Origin of the sequence: Photobacterium sp., assembly GCF_033720175.1 — a bacterium.
Lineage (GTDB): Bacteria > Pseudomonadota > Gammaproteobacteria > Enterobacterales > Vibrionaceae > Photobacterium.
Genome location: NZ_JAWWDA010000015.1, coordinates 43,950 through 60,812 on the forward strand (window position 1 = coordinate 43,950; position 16,863 = coordinate 60,812).

19 protein-coding genes are annotated in these 16,863 nt (G+C 48.9%); 6 read left to right on the forward strand and 13 right to left on the reverse strand.

What is annotated here, in order from left to right:
* Window positions 1–51: 51 nt before the first annotated feature.
* Complete coding sequence (locus R3289_RS15920) at window positions 52–870, forward strand: carbon-nitrogen hydrolase family protein (protein WP_318926677.1); 819 nt, start codon at window positions 52–54, stop codon at window positions 868–870.
* 18 nt (window positions 871–888) lie between these two features.
* Window positions 889–2,334 carry a metalloprotease TldD gene (gene tldD, locus R3289_RS15925; RefSeq protein ID WP_318926678.1) on the forward strand — a complete coding sequence of 482 codons (1,446 nt, stop codon included), beginning with the start codon at window positions 889–891 and terminating at the stop codon, window positions 2,332–2,334.
* A gap of 135 nt (window positions 2,335–2,469) precedes the next feature.
* Here tldD and yjgA read toward each other — a convergent pair whose 3' ends face one another.
* Complete coding sequence (gene yjgA / locus R3289_RS15930; RefSeq protein ID WP_318926679.1) at window positions 2,470–2,994, reverse strand: ribosome biogenesis factor YjgA; 525 nt, start codon at window positions 2,992–2,994, stop codon at window positions 2,470–2,472.
* 117 nt (window positions 2,995–3,111) lie between these two features.
* Here yjgA and pmbA point away from each other — a divergent pair, with 117 nt between their 5' ends.
* On the forward strand, window positions 3,112–4,455 hold the full coding sequence (gene pmbA, locus R3289_RS15935) for a metalloprotease PmbA (RefSeq protein ID WP_318926680.1): 1,344 nt from the start codon (window positions 3,112–3,114) through the stop codon (window positions 4,453–4,455).
* A gap of 101 nt (window positions 4,456–4,556) precedes the next feature.
* Here pmbA and mgtE read toward each other — a convergent pair whose 3' ends face one another.
* From mgtE to R3289_RS15995, 12 genes are all read right to left on the reverse strand, one after another.
* The gene (mgtE, locus tag R3289_RS15940) at window positions 4,557–5,915 is read right to left on the reverse strand and encodes a magnesium transporter (RefSeq protein ID WP_318926681.1); all 1,359 of its coding nucleotides are present in this window, start codon (window positions 5,913–5,915) and stop codon (window positions 4,557–4,559) included.
* A gap of 322 nt (window positions 5,916–6,237) precedes the next feature.
* Window positions 6,238–6,513 carry an HPr family phosphocarrier protein gene (locus R3289_RS15945; protein WP_318926682.1) on the reverse strand — a complete coding sequence of 92 codons (276 nt, stop codon included), beginning with the start codon at window positions 6,511–6,513 and terminating at the stop codon, window positions 6,238–6,240.
* Window positions 6,510–7,361: an RNase adapter RapZ gene (rapZ, locus tag R3289_RS15950; RefSeq protein ID WP_318926683.1), complete on the reverse strand. Its 852-nt coding sequence runs from the start codon at window positions 7,359–7,361 to the stop codon at window positions 6,510–6,512. Before rapZ ends, R3289_RS15945 begins: the two co-directional genes overlap by 4 nt.
* 39 nt (window positions 7,362–7,400) lie before the next feature.
* Window positions 7,401–7,850, reverse strand: a complete 450-nt coding sequence (ptsN, locus tag R3289_RS15955; RefSeq protein ID WP_318926684.1) for a PTS IIA-like nitrogen regulatory protein PtsN — start codon at window positions 7,848–7,850, stop codon at window positions 7,401–7,403.
* 2 nt (window positions 7,851–7,852) lie between these two features.
* On the reverse strand, window positions 7,853–8,140 hold the full coding sequence (hpf, locus tag R3289_RS15960; RefSeq protein WP_107283649.1) for a ribosome hibernation promoting factor: 288 nt from the start codon (window positions 8,138–8,140) through the stop codon (window positions 7,853–7,855).
* A gap of 27 nt (window positions 8,141–8,167) precedes the next feature.
* Window positions 8,168–9,682 carry an RNA polymerase factor sigma-54 gene (locus R3289_RS15965; RefSeq protein WP_318926685.1) on the reverse strand — a complete coding sequence of 505 codons (1,515 nt, stop codon included), beginning with the start codon at window positions 9,680–9,682 and terminating at the stop codon, window positions 8,168–8,170.
* A gap of 105 nt (window positions 9,683–9,787) precedes the next feature.
* On the reverse strand, window positions 9,788–10,513 hold the full coding sequence (lptB, locus tag R3289_RS15970; RefSeq protein WP_318926686.1) for an LPS export ABC transporter ATP-binding protein: 726 nt from the start codon (window positions 10,511–10,513) through the stop codon (window positions 9,788–9,790).
* Between the two features lie 9 nt (window positions 10,514–10,522).
* Entirely contained in the window at window positions 10,523–11,026 is a 504-nt protein-coding gene (gene lptA, locus R3289_RS15975; protein ID WP_318926687.1) for a lipopolysaccharide transport periplasmic protein LptA, read from the reverse strand.
* A complete protein-coding gene (gene lptC / locus R3289_RS15980) occupies window positions 11,013–11,570 on the reverse strand; it encodes an LPS export ABC transporter periplasmic protein LptC (protein ID WP_318926688.1) in 558 nt (185 codons plus the stop codon). The genes lptA and lptC overlap by 14 nt, the downstream gene beginning before the upstream one ends.
* The gene (kdsC, locus tag R3289_RS15985) at window positions 11,567–12,124 is read right to left on the reverse strand and encodes a 3-deoxy-manno-octulosonate-8-phosphatase KdsC (protein ID WP_318926689.1); all 558 of its coding nucleotides are present in this window, start codon (window positions 12,122–12,124) and stop codon (window positions 11,567–11,569) included. The genes lptC and kdsC overlap by 4 nt, the downstream gene beginning before the upstream one ends.
* On the reverse strand, window positions 12,124–13,095 hold the full coding sequence (locus tag R3289_RS15990) for a KpsF/GutQ family sugar-phosphate isomerase (RefSeq protein ID WP_318926690.1): 972 nt from the start codon (window positions 13,093–13,095) through the stop codon (window positions 12,124–12,126). Before R3289_RS15990 ends, kdsC begins: the two co-directional genes overlap by 1 nt.
* A 14-nt stretch (window positions 13,096–13,109) precedes the next feature.
* Window positions 13,110–14,075 carry a calcium/sodium antiporter gene (locus R3289_RS15995; protein ID WP_318926691.1) on the reverse strand — a complete coding sequence of 322 codons (966 nt, stop codon included), beginning with the start codon at window positions 14,073–14,075 and terminating at the stop codon, window positions 13,110–13,112.
* 632 nt (window positions 14,076–14,707) lie between these two features.
* Between R3289_RS15995 and mlaF the strand changes: the two genes are divergently transcribed.
* Genes mlaF through mlaD form a run of 3 tightly spaced genes read left to right on the forward strand, consistent with a single transcriptional unit; the run spans window position 14,708 to window position 16,856 of the window.
* Window positions 14,708–15,532 carry a phospholipid ABC transporter ATP-binding protein MlaF gene (gene mlaF, locus R3289_RS16000; RefSeq protein ID WP_318926766.1) on the forward strand — a complete coding sequence of 275 codons (825 nt, stop codon included), beginning with the start codon at window positions 14,708–14,710 and terminating at the stop codon, window positions 15,530–15,532.
* Window positions 15,533–15,554: 22 nt separating this feature from the next.
* A complete protein-coding gene (mlaE, locus tag R3289_RS16005) occupies window positions 15,555–16,337 on the forward strand; it encodes a lipid asymmetry maintenance ABC transporter permease subunit MlaE (protein WP_318926692.1) in 783 nt (260 codons plus the stop codon).
* Window positions 16,338–16,376: 39 nt separating this feature from the next.
* Window positions 16,377–16,856, forward strand: coding sequence for an outer membrane lipid asymmetry maintenance protein MlaD (mlaD, locus tag R3289_RS16010; RefSeq protein WP_318926693.1), 480 nt, complete (start codon window positions 16,377–16,379; stop codon window positions 16,854–16,856).
* Window positions 16,857–16,863: the final 7 nt, after the last annotated feature.

Below are 16,863 nucleotides of genomic sequence, written 5' to 3' on the forward strand. Positions count from 1 at the left end.
CAAAAAATAAGAACTAACGAAAATCGAAGAGATTGGCTCAGGGAGTAGGTCATGGCAAAAGTCGGTGTAGTACAGATGAATTCAGGTTCTGATCCTGAGGTTAACCTTCATAAGCTTAAGAAAAAGCTTAAAGGGCTGCAATTGCAAGGAGCACGGTTAGTCTTAACGCCGGAAAATACCCTGGTGTTTGGCTCGCAACAGGATTATCAGCGCCATGCAGAACGGCTGGGTGAGGGGCCGTTACAAACTGAACTGGCAGCAATGGCGAAGCAGCTGGGGATCTGGTTGCTAATCGGATCGATGCCGATCCGCCAACCGGATGGCGCCATGACGGCCACCACGTTGCTGTTTGATGATCAGGGACAGTGTCAGGCGCATTACAACAAACTCCATATGTTTGATGTAGAAGTGGCAGATCAGCACCACAGCTATCGCGAATCCGATACCTTCAAGGCCGGCGATGAAGTAAAAGTTGTCTCCACTCCCTTTGGCAATATTGGCTTGTCGATCTGTTATGATGTGCGTTTCCCTCAGTTATATACCGCTTTGAGAGAGCAAGGAGCCGATATCATTGTGATACCAGCGGCATTTACGAAAGTGACCGGGAAAGCCCACTGGGACGTGCTATTGCGCGCGCGGGCGGTGGAAACCCAGTGCTGGGTTATTGCGGCAGCACAGTGGGGCGAACACAATGAAGGCCGGGAAACCTGGGGGCATTCGATGATAATCGATCCCTGGGGGCAAATTGTGGCCTGTCAGCAGCAAGGTACAGGGGTGCTGACTGCTGATATCGATTTAGGTCTGAATCAGACAATCCGAACCAATATGCCGTTGGATCAGCATGCACGTTTTAGTGTGCACCAGCGATAAATTAAAAGAGCAGAATAAATGACCCTGAATACTGTAGAAAAGACCATGCTAGCCCAATCAGGGTTAGGGCGCGAAGAGCTTCATAATATCTTAGCAATGATAGCGGCCCGAGACGTTGACTATGCCGATATCTATTTTCAGTCCTGCTGGCATGAATCGTTAGTACTGGAAGACAGTATTATCAAGGACGGCTCATTCAATATCGATCGGGGTGTTGGGGTGCGGGCGGTTGCCGGAGAAAAAACCGGCTTCGCTTATTCAGATCAGATCAACCAGCTAGCACTAACCCAAAGTGCCAAAGCCGCGCGGGGCATTGTGCGCCAGGGCGGTAATGCCAGTGTTAAGGCTTTTAGCCCTATCACTCCATCAGGCATTTATGCGCCGGTTGATCCACTTGGCAGCCTTGATAAGTTCCAGAAAATCGGGTTGCTTGAAGAGATCGACCGCTATATTCGCGCCAAAGAGCCATTGATAAAGGAAGTGTCAGTCAGTATCAACGGTGTTTACGAGGAAGTGCTGGTGGCGGCTCTTGACGGCACCTATGCCGCCGATATCCGGCCCTTAGTGCGGTTGTCTGTCAGTGTGCTGGTGGAAAAAGGCGATAGGCGCGAACGAGGCAGCGCAGGCGGCGGTGGCCGTTATGGTTATGAGCACTTCCTGAGTGAAGAAAATGGCCAGAAAGTGGCATTGGGTTATGCGGATGAAGCTATTCGTCAGGCGCTGGTAAATGTGGATGCCGACGCCGCCCCTGCCGGTACGATGCCCGTAGTATTGGGTTCGGGCTGGCCGGGGGTGTTATTGCACGAAGCCGTTGGCCATGGTCTGGAGGGTGACTTTAACCGCAAGGGCTCTTCCATGTTCTCTGGACAGATGGGACAGCAGGTGACATCACCGCTGTGTACAATTGTTGATGACGGTACGTTAGTGAACCGCCGTGGCTCGATCAATATTGATGATGAGGGGACCCCGGGCCAATACAACGTACTGGTTGAAGGCGGTAAGCTCAAAGGCTATATGCAGGATAAGCTGAATGCCCGCCTGATGGGGGTGGCACCAACAGGCAACGGCCGTCGTGAGTCTTATGCCCACCTGCCGATGCCTCGTATGACGAATACTTATATGCTGCCGGGAGAGCACACGCCGGAAGAAATCATTGCCAGTGTTAAGCGGGGTATTTACGCGCCTAACTTTGGTGGTGGCCAAGTTGATATCACCTCTGGTAAATTTGTGTTCTCTGCCTCTGAAGCTTACCTGATTGAAAACGGTAAGGTGACCCGGCCAATTAAAGGGGCAACCTTGATTGGGAACGGCATTGACGCGATGCAGCAGGTGTCGATGGTGGGTAACGATCTCAATATTGACTTGGGCGTTGGGGTTTGTGGCAAAGCGGGTCAGAGCATCCCGGTGGGTGTGGGCCAGCCGACCTTAAAGATTGATGCGATGACGGTTGGCGGTACGGAGTAGATAACGCTCCAGCCGGATAGCTGCACTGTTGATAAGATTAGGTTTATCAATTGAAGCTGAGACAAAAACGCCGGCAGTTTGCTGGCGTTTTTGTTGTTGCTTTATAGCGATGACCGTCAGCGTGCATTGCAGCCTTTAGTTTTCCAGGTACAGCTCTTTCAGGTACTGGAAGATTTCACGGTAGGCCTTTGGTGGCTTACTCTGAGCTTTCTCTTTGTTTGCCTGGCGAATGAGCTGGCGTAAGTGCTGACGGTCTGCTTCCGGATGATCAACCATAATGGCATTGATCATGCTGTCGCCATTTTCAATTAGCCGATCGCGTTTTTGCTCAAGCTTCTTAAGTGCTACAGTTTGCTGCGAATGCTTGTTATTGAGCTTATCAAGTGCCGCCTGAATCGGTTCAATATCAATAGAACGCATTACTTTGCCGATGTATTGAAGTTGACGACGACGAGCTTCATTTTTAAAGCGTTGCGCGTCTTTGATCGAAGCCAGCAATTCTTCATCAAGCGGTATTTTTGCTAATCCATTTGGTGTCAAAGCAACAAGCTCTTCCCCCAGTTTTTGTAACGCATCCATGTCACGTTTCATCTCAGATTTACTTACCCAGATGATCTCTTCTTCCGCTTCCCATGGGGCTTTTTTGTTTTTACGGCTCATAACAGGCTCACTAAAAATGCTAATCAATCTATTTTATCAGTTTAATAACGATTTTGGGCGTAAATTCCTCACTTGCGATGTTATCCTATAACTATCAAACCCAGATAAAGTGATTGTATGGACGTAAGAGAACAGGTCGCACAGCAGCGCGTAGAGCTGGAAGCTGCGGTCGCGAGAGCGTTAGAACTCGCAGGCAAACAAGCGGATGCTGCTGAAGTTGCTATTAATAAAACCACGGGGATCAGTGTTTCTACCTTAATGTGTGAGGTAGAAAACGTGGAATTTAATAGCGATGGCGCACTGGGTATTACCGTCTATCGCGGCCAGCGCAAAGGCAGTGCCTCGACATCTGATCTCAGTGAGCAGGCCATTGCGCAAACCGTCGCAGCGGCATTGGATATTGCCCACTATACGTCTGAAGATCCTTTTGCGGGCCCTGCACCTGCAGAGCTGATGGCGAAAGATATTCCGGATTTAGATCTGTTCCATCCCGATGAGCCCGAGCCGGATCATGCTGCTTCAATTGCCATTGCCGCAGAGCAAGCGGCGCTGGATTTTGACCCTCGGATTAAACAGAGCGATGGTGCAAGCTATGATAGCCATTATGGCGTGCGTGTTTATGGTAACAGCCATGGCATGTTAGCCAGCTATGCATCCAGTCGCCACAGTACCAGCTGCTGTGTGATTGCGGAAGGCAAAAACGGTGAGATGGAGCGTGACTACAGCTACACCACCTCACGCGTTGCCTCTGATCTCTGGACGCCGGAACGTGTCGGCCGGCATGCTGCCGAGCGTACCGTTGGCCGTGTGGATGCGCAGAAACTGTCAACCCGTGAAGCTCCCATCATGTTTGCCGCAGATATTGCGACAGGCCTGTTTGGCCATCTGGTCATGGGGATCAGCGGTGCAAACTTGTACCGCAAGTCGTCTTTCCTGGTAGATACGCTGGGTGAGCAGATTTTCCCTGACTGGCTGAATATCAGTGAGCGACCACATATTTTGCGTGGAATGGCCAGTACGCCATTTGACAGCGAAGGGTTGGCGACACGCGATCTGGAAATTATCAAAGACGGCGTGTTGCAAACCTACCTGATGACCAGCTATGCGGCACGTAAAATGGGCCGTCAGCCAACCGGTCATGCCGGTGGTATCCATAACTGGCTGGTGAAATCGACGGGTGAAAGTTTTGCCCAGATGCTGAAGCAAATGGATCGCGGGCTGCTGGTGACAGAGCTGATGGGGCAGGGGGTCAATATCGTTAATGGCGATTATTCCCGTGGTGCCGCTGGTTTCTGGGTTGAAAATGGCGAAATTCAATATCCGGTCAGTGAAATTACGATTGCCGGTAACCTTAAAGATATGATGAAAAATATCGTCTCGATTGGTACTGATACCGAAACACGGAGTCAGATCCTGACCGGATCAATCCTGCTCGACACGATGAAAATCGCTGGCGAGTAAAAGCTGCGCGGGTCGTCGTGTCCCGGTTCTACAATAAAAAAGCGAGAGCCAAGGCTCTCGCTTTTTTATTTCTCGCTACTCGAAACGAATAACTCACACCTTTAGATCAAAAATATCGTCGCTAATCCGAGGAAGACCGATAAGCCGACGATATCGGTAATGGTTGTCAGGGCCATACCGCCAGCCAGTGCCGGATCGATATTAAACTTCTTGAGCATAACCGGGATCGTAACACCGGCAATACCTGCCACTAACAGGTTGGTCAGCATGGCGCCGGCAATGATAACGCCGAGAATCAGGTTTCCCTTCCAGACGACAACAACCCCACCAATAATAAATGCCCATAACAGGCCGTTAATCAGACCCACCCGCGCTTCTTTACTGAGCAGCCAGCGGGTATTCGACTCGCCGATGTGACCGACGGCTAAGCCGCGAATAACCAGAGCGACGGTTTGGTTTCCGGCCACTCCGCCCATTGATGGCACAATGGTCATTAAAATCGCAATGGCTGCCATTTGATCTAACGTCTCTTCAAACAGGTTTGAGACAGAGGCGGCAGCCAGCGCGGCCAGAACATTCACCCCGAGCCAGATACTCCGGCGCCGGGCTGACTTCATGACCGGGGCAAAGGTATCTTCATCATCATCCAGGCCCGCCATACTCATCATTGAGTGCTCGGCATCTTCACGAATAATATCGACGACGTCATCAATGGTGATACGACCAACCAGGTGGTTATTGGTATCCACAACCGGGGCTGATAGCCAATTGCGTCGTTCAAACAGGCTGGCGATTTCACCGTCATCCATATCGACCGGGATCGCCTCATCGGCATCCTCCATCACGTCATGGATTTTGATATCCGGTTGGGCGGTAATGAGAGCCGCCAGTGAAAGGTGGCCAATTAACAGTTCATTCTGATCGACCACGTAAAGGGCATCGGTGGCTTCAGGCAATTCACCTCTCATACGCAGGTAACGCAATACCACGTCGGCGGTGACATCAGCACGGATTGTGATGAAGTCGGTACTCATTATCCCACCGGCTGTTTCTTCCGGGTAGGCGAGGGCTTTTTCAATCCGATGGCGATCGGTGGCATCCATCTGCGCCAATACTTCCTGATACCGTTCATCAGGCAGGCTACGCAGAACGTAGGCGACATCATCACTTTCCATCCCCTCGGTAACGGCCGCCAGTTTCTCTGGATCCATTCGCGAGACGATGCCGTCTTTTACATCTTCAGAAAGCTCATCAAGGATCTCACCTTGCTCTTCCGGATCGGTGAGCTGCCATAATACCTGGCGCTCTTTTGGTGGAGAGGCTTCCAGCAGGTGTGCAATGTCCTCCGGCTCCATTTCCTGAAGCATACGGCGTACATGGACAAACATCCCATTTTCCAGGGCCTTGTTGACTTCTTGTAGCGTTTGATGGGTCTGATCTTGTTCTAAGACATCCGCCATAGGCATGGGACCTTGTGGTTTGATGGCGCAAATTTAACGCAGAAACTTTAACTGAGGAATTTTAACGTAATAGTAAGGTGGTTGTCCCGCCAGATCTGACAGGAAAGGCATATTTAATACCAATCGGGATAATTGTCTCAATTGGAATAACAGAGAGCGGAAGGGGAACGGTGAGGAGGACGTCGGGTTATGGCCGAAGATCGACAGCATTTCTGCCATAATCACCGCATGTTATTGGTGTTTTTGTAAATTAATCAATTATACCAGCGCCATGAGCGTGCGCTTAATTGGTCATATAAGTAATGGGTTTTCTATGAACCAATTAGTTTTCTTCATCAAATCCCGCTTCAATCAATGCGGTCACGGCATCCAATGCCTTTTGGGCGTCATTACCTTTGGCACTGACTCTCACCTGATGTCCCTGCGCAGACTCCAGCATTAATAGCCCCATGACACTATCAGCTGTTGCATTTTTCTCGTCGTTACTGATAGTCACGGTGGATTCAAAACTCTGTGCGAGTTCTACCAGTTTGATTGCCGCTCTGGCATGTAGTCCTAACCGGTTTTTGATAAACAGCTCACGGCTCAGGAATGTCATGACTTCTCTTCTAACGTACGATGGCGGATTTGTACTTGCTGGCCGCTATGCTGGAAATGATCGGCCAGTTGCTGGGCGACATAGACAGAGCGATGCTGGCCGCCGGTACACCCGATAGCGACCGTGACATAGCTGCGGTTGTTCTTTTCCAGCAGCGGTAGCCAGGTTTCAATAAAATTACGGATTTGATAGATCAGCTGGGTCACTTCGGTATGGCCGGCCAGATAGTCTTTGACGCTTTGATCCAGCCCCGTCTGTGGTTTGAGTTCGGGAACCCAATGCGGATTAGGCAGGAAGCGGACGTCAAACACATAATCAGCATCTGTGGGTAACCCATGCTTAAATCCGAAAGATTCAAATACCAGGATCAGCTCCCGAGAATCACGGCCAAGTACTCTTGATCGTACCGTTTCACTCAGATCATGAATGGATTTGTTGGTGGTATCAATCACCAGGTCCGCATGTTCTTTAAGCTCGGCCATAATCGTGCTTTCTGATTGAATAGCTTGTTCTAAGCTCATGTTTTGCTTCGAAAGCGGGTGCAGGCGACGAGTTTCGCTATAGCGTTTGACCAGTTCTTTGTCATCGGCATCGAGGAAAATTACGTTGACGTCGATCTGATCACTGAGCGAATCCAGGGTTTTCTGGATCTCCCCCGGCGCTGTTGGCATGTTACGGACGTCAATGCTGACCGCAATATCCTGCTGGTAATTTTCGACGGTGCGAATAAATTGCGGTAACAGGTTAACCGGCAGATTATCTACGCAGTAGTAGCCGAGATCTTCCAGTACGCGCAGAGCGACTGATTTGCCGGAGCCGGAACGACCACTTACGACCATTAACATCATGGCAGACATACCTCAAAGACTGGGGGGCGACTTACAATATTATGACTCATGGGTCATTATTTGATAAAGCTCTTCGTCACTTTTGGCCGTTCGTAATTGCTTACAAACCTGCTTATTGCTGAGCTTTTCAGCCATACAGGACAAGGTTTTCAAGTGCTCCTGGCATTGTGAATCAGGGACAAGGAGGGCAAAAAGCAGATCAACAGGCTGGTTATCGATCGCATCGAACTGGATCGGATCCTGGCACTGGATCAGTATCGCGACGGCCTGGTCACTGTTATTGATCCGCCCATGGGGGATCGCAATACCATTGCCAATTCCAGTACTGCCCATTTTCTCGCGATTCAGCATGCATTCAAATAGGGGGTGCGGATTTTGATCCAAGTGTTCAGCCGCAATCTCGCTGATAATTTCAAGGGCGCGTTTTTTGCTGGAGCAGTGGACTGCACTTTTCGTGCAGTCCAGGCTTAATACGGTACTCAGGTGCATGGTTAATGACTATTGAGTTTATTTTTGTGTTTGTTTAATTGACGTACGAGTTTATCCGTCAATGCGTCGATAGCGGCATACATATTTTCAGAATCCGCTCTGGCGTGAATTTCACCATTATTAATGTGCAAGGTCGCTTCTGCCCCTTGTTGTAATTTATCTACGTTCAAAATCACATGAACATTATTAATTTTATCGAAAAAGCGTTCTAGTTTGTCGAACTTAGTGGTGACGTAATCACGAAGTGATTGGGTAATTTCAACATGGTGCCCAGTGAGATTGATTTGCATAGACATCTTCCTTCTGTTGGCATCTGACTAAATCAGACGTTTTCGCTGATTAGATGGCGGAATGGCTAGAGACTCACGATACTTGGCAATTGTTCGCCTTGCAACCATGATCCCCTGTTCCGCCAATAACGTAGCAATCTTGCTATCACTTAGTGGCTTAGCTTGATTTTCAGTAGCAACCAGTTTCTTCACTAGTGCGCGGATTGCGGTTGATGAGCATTCACCACCGTTATCCGTACTAACGTGACTTGAGAAGAAGTATTTCAATTCAAATATACCGCGCGGAGTATGCATGTATTTCTGGGTTGTGACACGCGAAATCGTGGATTCATGCATCTCGACGGCAAGCGCAATATCATTAAGCACCATCGGTTTCATCGATTCTTCGCCGTAGTCAAAGAAGTCTTGCTGGTGTTCAACAATACAGCGGGCAACTTTTAGCAGGGTTTCGTTACGGCTTTCTAAGCTTTTGATCAGCCATTTAGCGTCTTGTAAATGGGTACGAATAAACAGGCTGTCAGCACTGTTCCGCGTGCTCTTGCTCAGGGCGGCGTATTGCTGGTTAACACGAATGCGTGGCACGCTATCGGGGTTGATGGTAACGATCCATTTTCCATGATCTTTAAACACCGACACATCGGGGATCACGTATTCGGTTTCTGATGGTACGATCCGATTGCCCGGACGCGGGTCTAAGCCATGGATCAGCTGCATGACTGACTTGAGATCGGGCTCTTTTAATTTGGTATCGCGCATTAATTGCCGATAATCCCGGTTTGCGAGCAAGTTAATATGATCTTTTAACAGCATCTTGGCTTCAGCGAGCCACGGCGTATCACCGGGGTAAGTCGCGAGCTGGAGCAACAGGCATTCTTGTAAATTGCGAGATGCCACCCCGAGCGGGTCAAACTGTTGTATGCGTTTTAGTACGGCTTCGACTTCGTCGAGTTCAATCTCGTCGTCGCCCATACTTTCTTGAATATCTTCCGCAGAACAAGTCAGGTAGCCCTTGTCATCAACCGCATCGATAATGGCGGTTGCAATGGCGACATCCGTTTCACTAAACGGTGTCAGCCCAACTTGCCACATCAGGTAATCCTGCAGCGATTCGGTCGTTTCTCCCTGATAGATCGGCATATCATCATCCATCGCGATGCCGGTACTGCCAGTGCCTGCGCTATAGACGTCGTCCCAGGTGGTATCTACCGGGAGCTCATCGGGCATTTCATGTTGTTCGATGGCTTCTGAGGTGTCGAACGGTTCAGGTTCGCTTTGCTCATTGTCTGAGGCGGTATTACTGTCTGATGATAGCTGTTCTGACGCGGTAAGCTCGACATTGGTCGACTCATTGGCTTTGTCATCGGTTGATGACTCGATGTCATTGGGGCTTTCCTCGAGTTCCAGCAATGGATTTCCGTCTAAGGCTTCCTGGATCTCTTGCTGAAGATCCAAGCTAGATAACTGCAGCAAACGGATGGCTTGCTGCAATTGTGGCGTCATTGCCAATTGTTGGCCTAGCTTAAGCTGGAGCGAGGTTTTCATTCGTGTTTATGCACCTTGTCATTATTATTTTGTGCGTGTAACTGAGTATCGAGCTTCTCGTACCAAGTACAAAGCTTCTAGCTTTTAGTTCGTCCTTATTTATAACTATAGACGGAACTGGTCACCCAGATAGACGCGTTTTACATGTTCATCATTTAATACATCAGCTGGTGTGCCATGAGCAATCAATTGCCCCTGACTGACAATGTAGGCATGTTCACACACATCCAGTGTCTCTCGAACATTATGATCGGTAATTAGGACGCCAAGCCCACGATCGCGTAAATGTTCAATGATCTTTTTGATGTCGATCACAGATATTGGGTCAACCCCGGCGAAAGGTTCATCAAGAAGAATGAATTTTGGGTTAGCCGCTAACGCCCGTGCGATTTCTACCCGCCGGCGCTCACCACCCGATAATGCCATACCTAAGCTGTTACGAATGTGCTGAATGTTGAATTCATCCAATAAGTCTTCCAGCTTATCCTGGCGCTGTTCTTTGGTCAGCTCCTTACGGGTTTGCAGGACCGCCATCAGGTTGTCGTGAACGCTCAGGCGACGGAAGATTGAGGCTTCTTGTGGTAAGTAGCCAATGCCCATTCGAGAACGGTTGTGCATTGGCTGTAAGCTGATATCGACACCATCAATCGTGATTTGACCTTCATCGCGTGCGACTAAGCCTACAATCATGTAAAAAGAGGTGGTTTTACCCGCACCGTTTGGCCCGAGCAACCCGACAATCTTGCCGGATTCTACTTCAAGGCTTACATCCGAGACGACTTTTCGGCCGTTATAACTTTTGGCCAGGTGTTCTGCTTTTAGCTTTGCCATGCGCGTCGCTTATTTCTTGTTACTATTCAATTGTTTTGGTTGCAAAATGGTCGTGACACGTTTCTTCTTGCCACTTTCTGCAACCAGTTTTTGTTCATCAATTTTATAACTGATGATGTTGCCCTGAATTTCACTGCCGTCCTGGATCAGGATCGCTTCATCGGTCATTTTTAAGAATTCTGTGGCGGTCTCATAGCGCATTTTAAGGGCTGCACCGTCAATGGGCTTGCCGTTATCCATGATTTGATGAAAGGTAGCCGGCTTGCCGTAGGCGTCGATGGTCTCTTTTCCTTCCTGGCCATCCGGGCGGGTGACGACAACGCGGTCGGCACGAATATCAATACTGCCCTGGCGGAGAATGACGTTGCCAGTGAATACGACAATATTTTTTTGAATATCAAGCTGTTGGCTGTTTGAGTCTATATAAATAGGCTGTTCTGTGTCATTACTTAACGCCCAGCTTGATGTGCTGATACACAGGCACAGCAGACTACTGATCTTATAAAGCTTCATATCTACCTTTTACATTCTTCAATAAGGTCGCCACACTGCGGTCCATATTACCTTTCATCCCAGTCCCTTCATTTTGGAAGGCGGAGCCGGTAATTACAACATGATCTTGTGTATCAAAATCTTTGCTGATCAAGTCAAGTCGTAAATTGTCAGTCTGCATAACCTTGATGGCCGATTCTGGCAGTAAGTTAAAAATACGCACATTACCCGTCATTTGAAGCACCTGGTTTTTATCCAGTCTGGCGGTAGCTGAACTGATGCGCCATTCGGTATTTTCGCCATTGCGATATACCCAGAGTACGGGTTTAATAAAGTCGGTATCGCCACTTTTACTAAAGTGTTCTAAATAGTCTGAATCAATTTGATAGCTGCGTATACCAGACTCAGTAAATGCCGTGTTGGAGACCACGCTACCAGTAAACAGCGGCTTTTCAGCATTGGGTTCTACTTGTATATCTGCCTGCCAGTTTTTTTCTAGCAAGTAGTAGCCAGTCCATGCACAAATGATCAGCAGCAGTGCATAGAGCAGCCTTTTTAAGGTCATATACTTAACCCTTTATGTTTATCTAGTTCGCCTTTGGCTTCGAGGATTAAATCGCACACTTCACGTACGGCACCATAGCCACCTTGGATCCGGGTTACAAAATCAGCCCGTTGCGCCAGTAGCGGGTGGCCATCTGCCACGCAAACGGCTAATCCTACTTTTTCCATCACAGGCCAGTCAATCAGATCATCGCCAATGTAAGCGGTCTGTTCTGCCGGGATCGCCAGATTCGCAACAATATCCTGGTAAGCGGCGACTTTATTATCTTGTCCCTGGTACACATGTTTAATGCCCAGTGCTGCCATCCGGCTTTCGACAATGGCCGATTTGCGACCGGTAATGATAGCGATGTCGACGCCAGCCCCCATCAGCGATTTGATACCGTAGCCATCACGGGTATGGAAGGTTTTGAGTTCTTCGCCGTCATTTCCCATGTAAATACGGCCGTCAGAGAAAACACCGTCAACATCACAAATCAGTAAGCGGATATTCTTCGCTCGCTGATAAATGGTTTGACAGACCGGACCGTAAATAGTTTCTACTTGTGCTGTCATTACATTACCCCAGCTTTAAGCAGGTCATGCATATTTAATGCGCCGATCAGGCGACCATTCTCTGTCACGAGTAAGCCGTTGATCTTTTTATCTTCCATTAGCTTTAAGCCTTCTGCTGCAAGCAGGTTGGCGGCAATAGTCGACGGATTACGGGTCATGACGTCGCCGATCGGGGTATTGTGTATATCAATACGGTTATCAAGCAAGCGGCGTAAGTCGCCATCGGTGAAAATCCCCGTCAGCTGCTGCTGGCTGTCGACAACGGCTGTCATGCCTAACCCTTTGCGCGAGACTTCCAGCAGCGCATCCTTAATAGTGGCATGTTCATCGATAAGAGGTAGCAAGTCACCGGAGTGCATGACATCAGAGATACGTAGCAGCAGCTTACGACCCAATGCGCCGCCTGGGTGAGAAAGGGCAAAATCATTGGCAGTAAAACCGCGGGCTTCCATTAGCGCGATTGCCAGCGCATCACCCATTACCAGCGTTGCTGTTGTACTGGAAGTCGGTGCCAAGTTCAGCGGGCATGCCTCTGTCGCTACGGTGATCTGGAGGTGAATTTGCGACAGCTTTGCCATGCTCGATTCTGGTTTACCGGTCATGCTGATCAGAGGCATGCCCAGGCGTTTAATAACCGGTAACAGGGCGAGGATCTCTGAGGCTTCCCCGGAGTTTGAAATCGCCAGGACGACATCCTCTTTTCCTATCATGCCTAAGTCGCCATGGCTGGCTTCACCAGGGTGGACAAAGAAGGAAGGGGTCCCGGTACTGGCGAGTGTCGCCGCAATTTTATTGCCGATATGACCGGATTTACCCATCCCCATGACAATTACTTTACCGCGGCAGTTCAAGATAAGCTCACACGCCAGGGTAAAGCTGCCGTTCATGTATTGTGTGATTTGCTGCAGTGCTTCTATTTCAATTTCAAGGACTTTGCGACCATGAGCGCAAAAATCAAACTTCTCTGACATGATATAGGTCTCCGTTAGGCCGCTAGATTATAAAACAGATAGAACTGATAGGCGATAAAACAAGAAACCAACGTGCCACCTTCTATGCGATTGATACGACGATGTTTTCCAAGAGCCATAAAGATCAATAAGATTGAAACCCCGAGCATAACGTAGAAGTCTCGACTCATGGCCAGCGGGCTGATCACTGACGGGTTCAGTAAGCCCGGGATCCCCATAACAGCCAAAATATTGAATACATTTGAGCCGATAATATTGCCGACCGCCATGTCATCCTCACCTTTGAAGATGCTGGCAATCGAAGCGGCCAGTTCCGGCAAGCTGGTACCGATCGCAATAATTGTCAGGCCGATAATTAAATCACTCATACCAAAGAACTTGGCAATGGTTACTGCCGAGTCGACCAGCATGCTCGCAGCATAAGGGAGCAGTACCAGTCCGACGATGATCCAGATCGTAGCCGCTTTGTTACTGACGCCTTCCGGGATTTCTGATTCTTGCTCGCTTGTTAACGGATCGCCGGCCAGTTGGGCTTGGCGGCTGATTTTTAACATCGCCATCAGGAAGAATACGAATAAGACGACCAGTAATATCCCTTCCTTGAAGCCCAGGTAGTTATCCCATAGCAGGAACCCGGCGATTAAGGTGACAGCCAGCATCAGCGGTAATTCCCGACGAATGATCGTAGAGCTGATGGACAGCGGTTTTATCAGGGCAGTTAGGCCGAGGATAAGCGCAATATTGGCGATATTCGAACCCAGGACATTACCGACAGCCGTATCGGTTTTTCCTGCCAGAGAAGCGGTAGCCGAAACCATCATTTCCGGTGCCGATGAGCCCATCGCAAGGATGGTCATACCGATCACCAGCGGTGTAACACCTAAATTTTTTGCTAGCGCGGCAGCACCAAAAACGAGTCGATCTGCGCTCCATACCAGTAACACTAAACCAATACACAGCAACACTATGGCTTCGAGCATTCTTATCCCTTTAGTTTTTAAGACAAAGTTTCATTGTTAGTTCAATCACATTAACTTACAGCATTGAATGGTGTGCTGATAAATGCAATTGGTATATATAAGAGGGGGTAATTTTGACGGTAAGCAAGACAAAAGGGAAGGGAAAGCCGTGACTAATTGATTGGGACAATACTTATTATTATCAATACCTGTATTTATTGTGCCATTCTTTACTCAAATCATAATCGTACGAAGGATCGTCATCGCTAACGGTGAGTTCATTGAAACAGCGTTCAAAAAACTGTTATCCTTAACTGAGGAAAAATATAATTGGGCAGCAGAGCAGAAGATGCCAGCCGGTTACCAGGGCGCGAAATTCGGGTGATGGGCCTTTTAGTGATGAAATAACAGGAAACTAACAATTAGTCTCTTGAGTCAGTTGCATAATGTACTTATGATCGTTAGCTCACACGAATGATCAATCCCTTTGTTGTTGAAATAGTTACTATTGTTTAAACATTCTTTGTTAAGAACAATCACCGCGAGCTAAGCCGCGGCAGAGATAAATGAGATGAATGTGTTTTTATCCCTGTTAATGCATGGATATTGACGGGGAATAGGTTGAGATGGCCAAAGTGGCCGACAGGATGGATATGGAGCCGACTGAAACGCTAGTTTCAATAAAAAACCTCACGTTCTCACGAGGAGAACGGAAGATCTTTGATGATGTCAGCTTGGATGTGCCAAGAGGTCAAATCACCGCCATCATGGGGCCATCAGGGATCGGGAAAACCACCCTGCTGCGCCTGATTGGTGGTCAGTTAGCCCCGGACAGCGGAGAAATCTGGTTTGAGCAATGGAATATTCCCCGCTTGAATAGCCGTGATCTCTATGTGGCACGAAAACAAATGAGCATGCTATTTCAGTCTGGCGCACTGTTTACCGATCTGACGGTGTTCGATAATGTGGCCTACCCACTCCGTGAGCATACCGATCTACCCGACGACTTGCTGCGTACTTTAGTGCTCCTGAAGTTAGAGGCGGTCGGGCTGCGCGGTGCTGCGGAGCTGATGCCTAATGAGCTCTCTGGCGGTATGGCACGACGTGCTGCGCTGGCCAGGGCAATAGCGCTTGATCCTGACTTAATCATGTTCGACGAACCTTTTGTCGGTCAGGATCCGATCACCATGGGGATCCTGGTTAAACTTATCGACAGCCTGAATAAGGCGTTAGGGATAACGGCGGTGATCGTTTCCCACGACGTGCCGGAAGTGATGAGTATTGCCGATCGGGTGTATTTATTGTCGGGCAGTAAAATTATTGGCAGTGGTACACCTGATGAACTTCAGGCCAATCCTGATCCTCGCGTTCGTCAGTTTCTTGATGGCGATGCGGACGGCCCGGTGCCATTTGACTTCCCTGCCCAACCATTGGAACAAGATTTGTTTACTGGCGCTGGCAGTAAAAGTATTCGCTGAAATAGAAAAGGCAAGTCTCATCATGATTATTGATTTTATTGCGCGACTGGGCCGAAGGGGGATCGACAAATGTCAGCTCTTCGGACGTGCAACATTACAGCTTTACGGGGCATTGGTCTGTAAGCCTCAGCCGAGAATAATGTTTCCGCTATTGGTCAAACAATTGTATTCGGTCGGGGTGTTATCGGTCGCCATCATTATGGTTTCCGGATTGTTTATCGGGATGGTACTGAGCCTGCAGGGCTACATTGTTTTAATCGATTTTGGGGCTGAAACCAGCCTCGGGCAGATGGTTGCCTTGTCGCTGCTACGTGAATTGGGCCCTGTCGTGACGGCCTTGTTATTTGCCGGACGAGCCGGCTCAGCGCTTACCGCTGAAATTGGTTTGATGAAGGCAACAGAACAGCTTTCCAGCCTGGAAATGATGGCCGTTGATCCATTGCGCCGGGTGATCGCCCCGCGTTTCTGGGCGGGTGTGATTTCGATGCCGCTGCTATCATTGATTTTCTGCGCCGTAGGTATCTGGGGCGGACAGCTGGTCGGTGTCGACTGGAAGGGGATTGACTATGGTAGCTTCTGGTCAGTGATGCAGTCTTCCGTCGAGCTGGGGCAAGATATCGGCAACAGTATTATTAAAGCAGTGGTCTTTGCCATAACCATAACCTGGATTGCGGTATTTAATGGCTATGACACCGTACCGACGTCAGAGGGGATCAGTCGGGCAACCACGCGAACGGTCGTTAACTCATCTCTCGCGGTATTGGGATTAGACTTTGTACTGACAGCCTTAATGTTTGGGAACTAAAGGGTGTTTGGTCATTCATCGATTTTTGGGAATTAACGGATGCAACAGAATAAAAATTTAGAGTTATGGGTAGGGTCGTTTGTGCTGGCTGGTATTGTTGCCTTGCTGGTACTTGTTTTTAAAGTCGCTGATGTGCAGAACATCGGGGGTAATGATACCTATACGTTAAAAGCACAGTTTGACAATATCGGGGGACTGAAAGTGCGCTCCCCGATCAAGGTCGGCGGTGTCTCTGTCGGCAGTGTGACCGCAATTACGCTGGATGCTGAAACCTATACGCCGGTTGTGACATTGGCGATCGAGAAAAAATACGGGAATTTTCCTGAAACCAGTTCAGCTGCCATCCTTACATCAGGACTGCTGGGAGAGCAATACTTGGGCATTAGCCCGGGCTTTGTGGATGAGGATATCGCTATGCTGGAAGATGGCGATTTGATTGAAGATACCAAGTCAGCGTTAGTGCTGGAAGATATGATAGGCCAAGTGCTTTACAGCATGAACGGCGATAGTCAGGAATAGAGGGGGG

Coding starts and splice junctions, on each gene's coding strand:
- R3289_RS15920 (WP_318926677.1), top strand. CDS start 52: ATGGCAAAAGTCGGTGTAGTACAGATGAATTCAGGTTCTGATCCTGAG.
- mlaE (WP_318926692.1), top strand. CDS start 15,555: ATGATTATTGATTTTATTGCGCGACTGGGCCGAAGGGGGATCGACAAA.
- lptB (WP_318926686.1), bottom strand. CDS start 10,513: ATGGCAAAGCTAAAAGCAGAACACCTGGCCAAAAGTTATAACGGCCGA.
- mlaD (WP_318926693.1), top strand. CDS start 16,377: ATGCAACAGAATAAAAATTTAGAGTTATGGGTAGGGTCGTTTGTGCTG.
- pmbA (WP_318926680.1), top strand. CDS start 3,112: ATGGACGTAAGAGAACAGGTCGCACAGCAGCGCGTAGAGCTGGAAGCT.
- kdsC (WP_318926689.1), bottom strand. CDS start 12,124: ATGACAGCACAAGTAGAAACTATTTACGGTCCGGTCTGTCAAACCATT.
- tldD (WP_318926678.1), top strand. CDS start 889: ATGACCCTGAATACTGTAGAAAAGACCATGCTAGCCCAATCAGGGTTA.
- mgtE (WP_318926681.1), bottom strand. CDS start 5,915: ATGGCGGATGTCTTAGAACAAGATCAGACCCATCAAACGCTACAAGAA.
- lptC (WP_318926688.1), bottom strand. CDS start 11,570: ATGACCTTAAAAAGGCTGCTCTATGCACTGCTGCTGATCATTTGTGCA.
- lptA (WP_318926687.1), bottom strand. CDS start 11,026: ATGAAGCTTTATAAGATCAGTAGTCTGCTGTGCCTGTGTATCAGCACA.
- mlaF (WP_318926766.1), top strand. CDS start 14,708: ATGGAGCCGACTGAAACGCTAGTTTCAATAAAAAACCTCACGTTCTCA.
- R3289_RS15945 (WP_318926682.1), bottom strand. CDS start 6,513: ATGACATTCCTGAGCCGTGAGCTGTTTATCAAAAACCGGTTAGGACTA.
- R3289_RS15990 (WP_318926690.1), bottom strand. CDS start 13,095: ATGTCAGAGAAGTTTGATTTTTGCGCTCATGGTCGCAAAGTCCTTGAA.
- ptsN (WP_318926684.1), bottom strand. CDS start 7,850: ATGCACCTGAGTACCGTATTAAGCCTGGACTGCACGAAAAGTGCAGTC.
- yjgA (WP_318926679.1), bottom strand. CDS start 2,994: ATGAGCCGTAAAAACAAAAAAGCCCCATGGGAAGCGGAAGAAGAGATC.
- rapZ (WP_318926683.1), bottom strand. CDS start 7,361: ATGATGTTAATGGTCGTAAGTGGTCGTTCCGGCTCCGGCAAATCAGTC.
- hpf (WP_107283649.1), bottom strand. CDS start 8,140: ATGCAAATCAATCTCACTGGGCACCATGTTGAAATTACCCAATCACTT.
- R3289_RS15995 (WP_318926691.1), bottom strand. CDS start 14,075: ATGCTCGAAGCCATAGTGTTGCTGTGTATTGGTTTAGTGTTACTGGTA.
- R3289_RS15965 (WP_318926685.1), bottom strand. CDS start 9,682: ATGAAAACCTCGCTCCAGCTTAAGCTAGGCCAACAATTGGCAATGACG.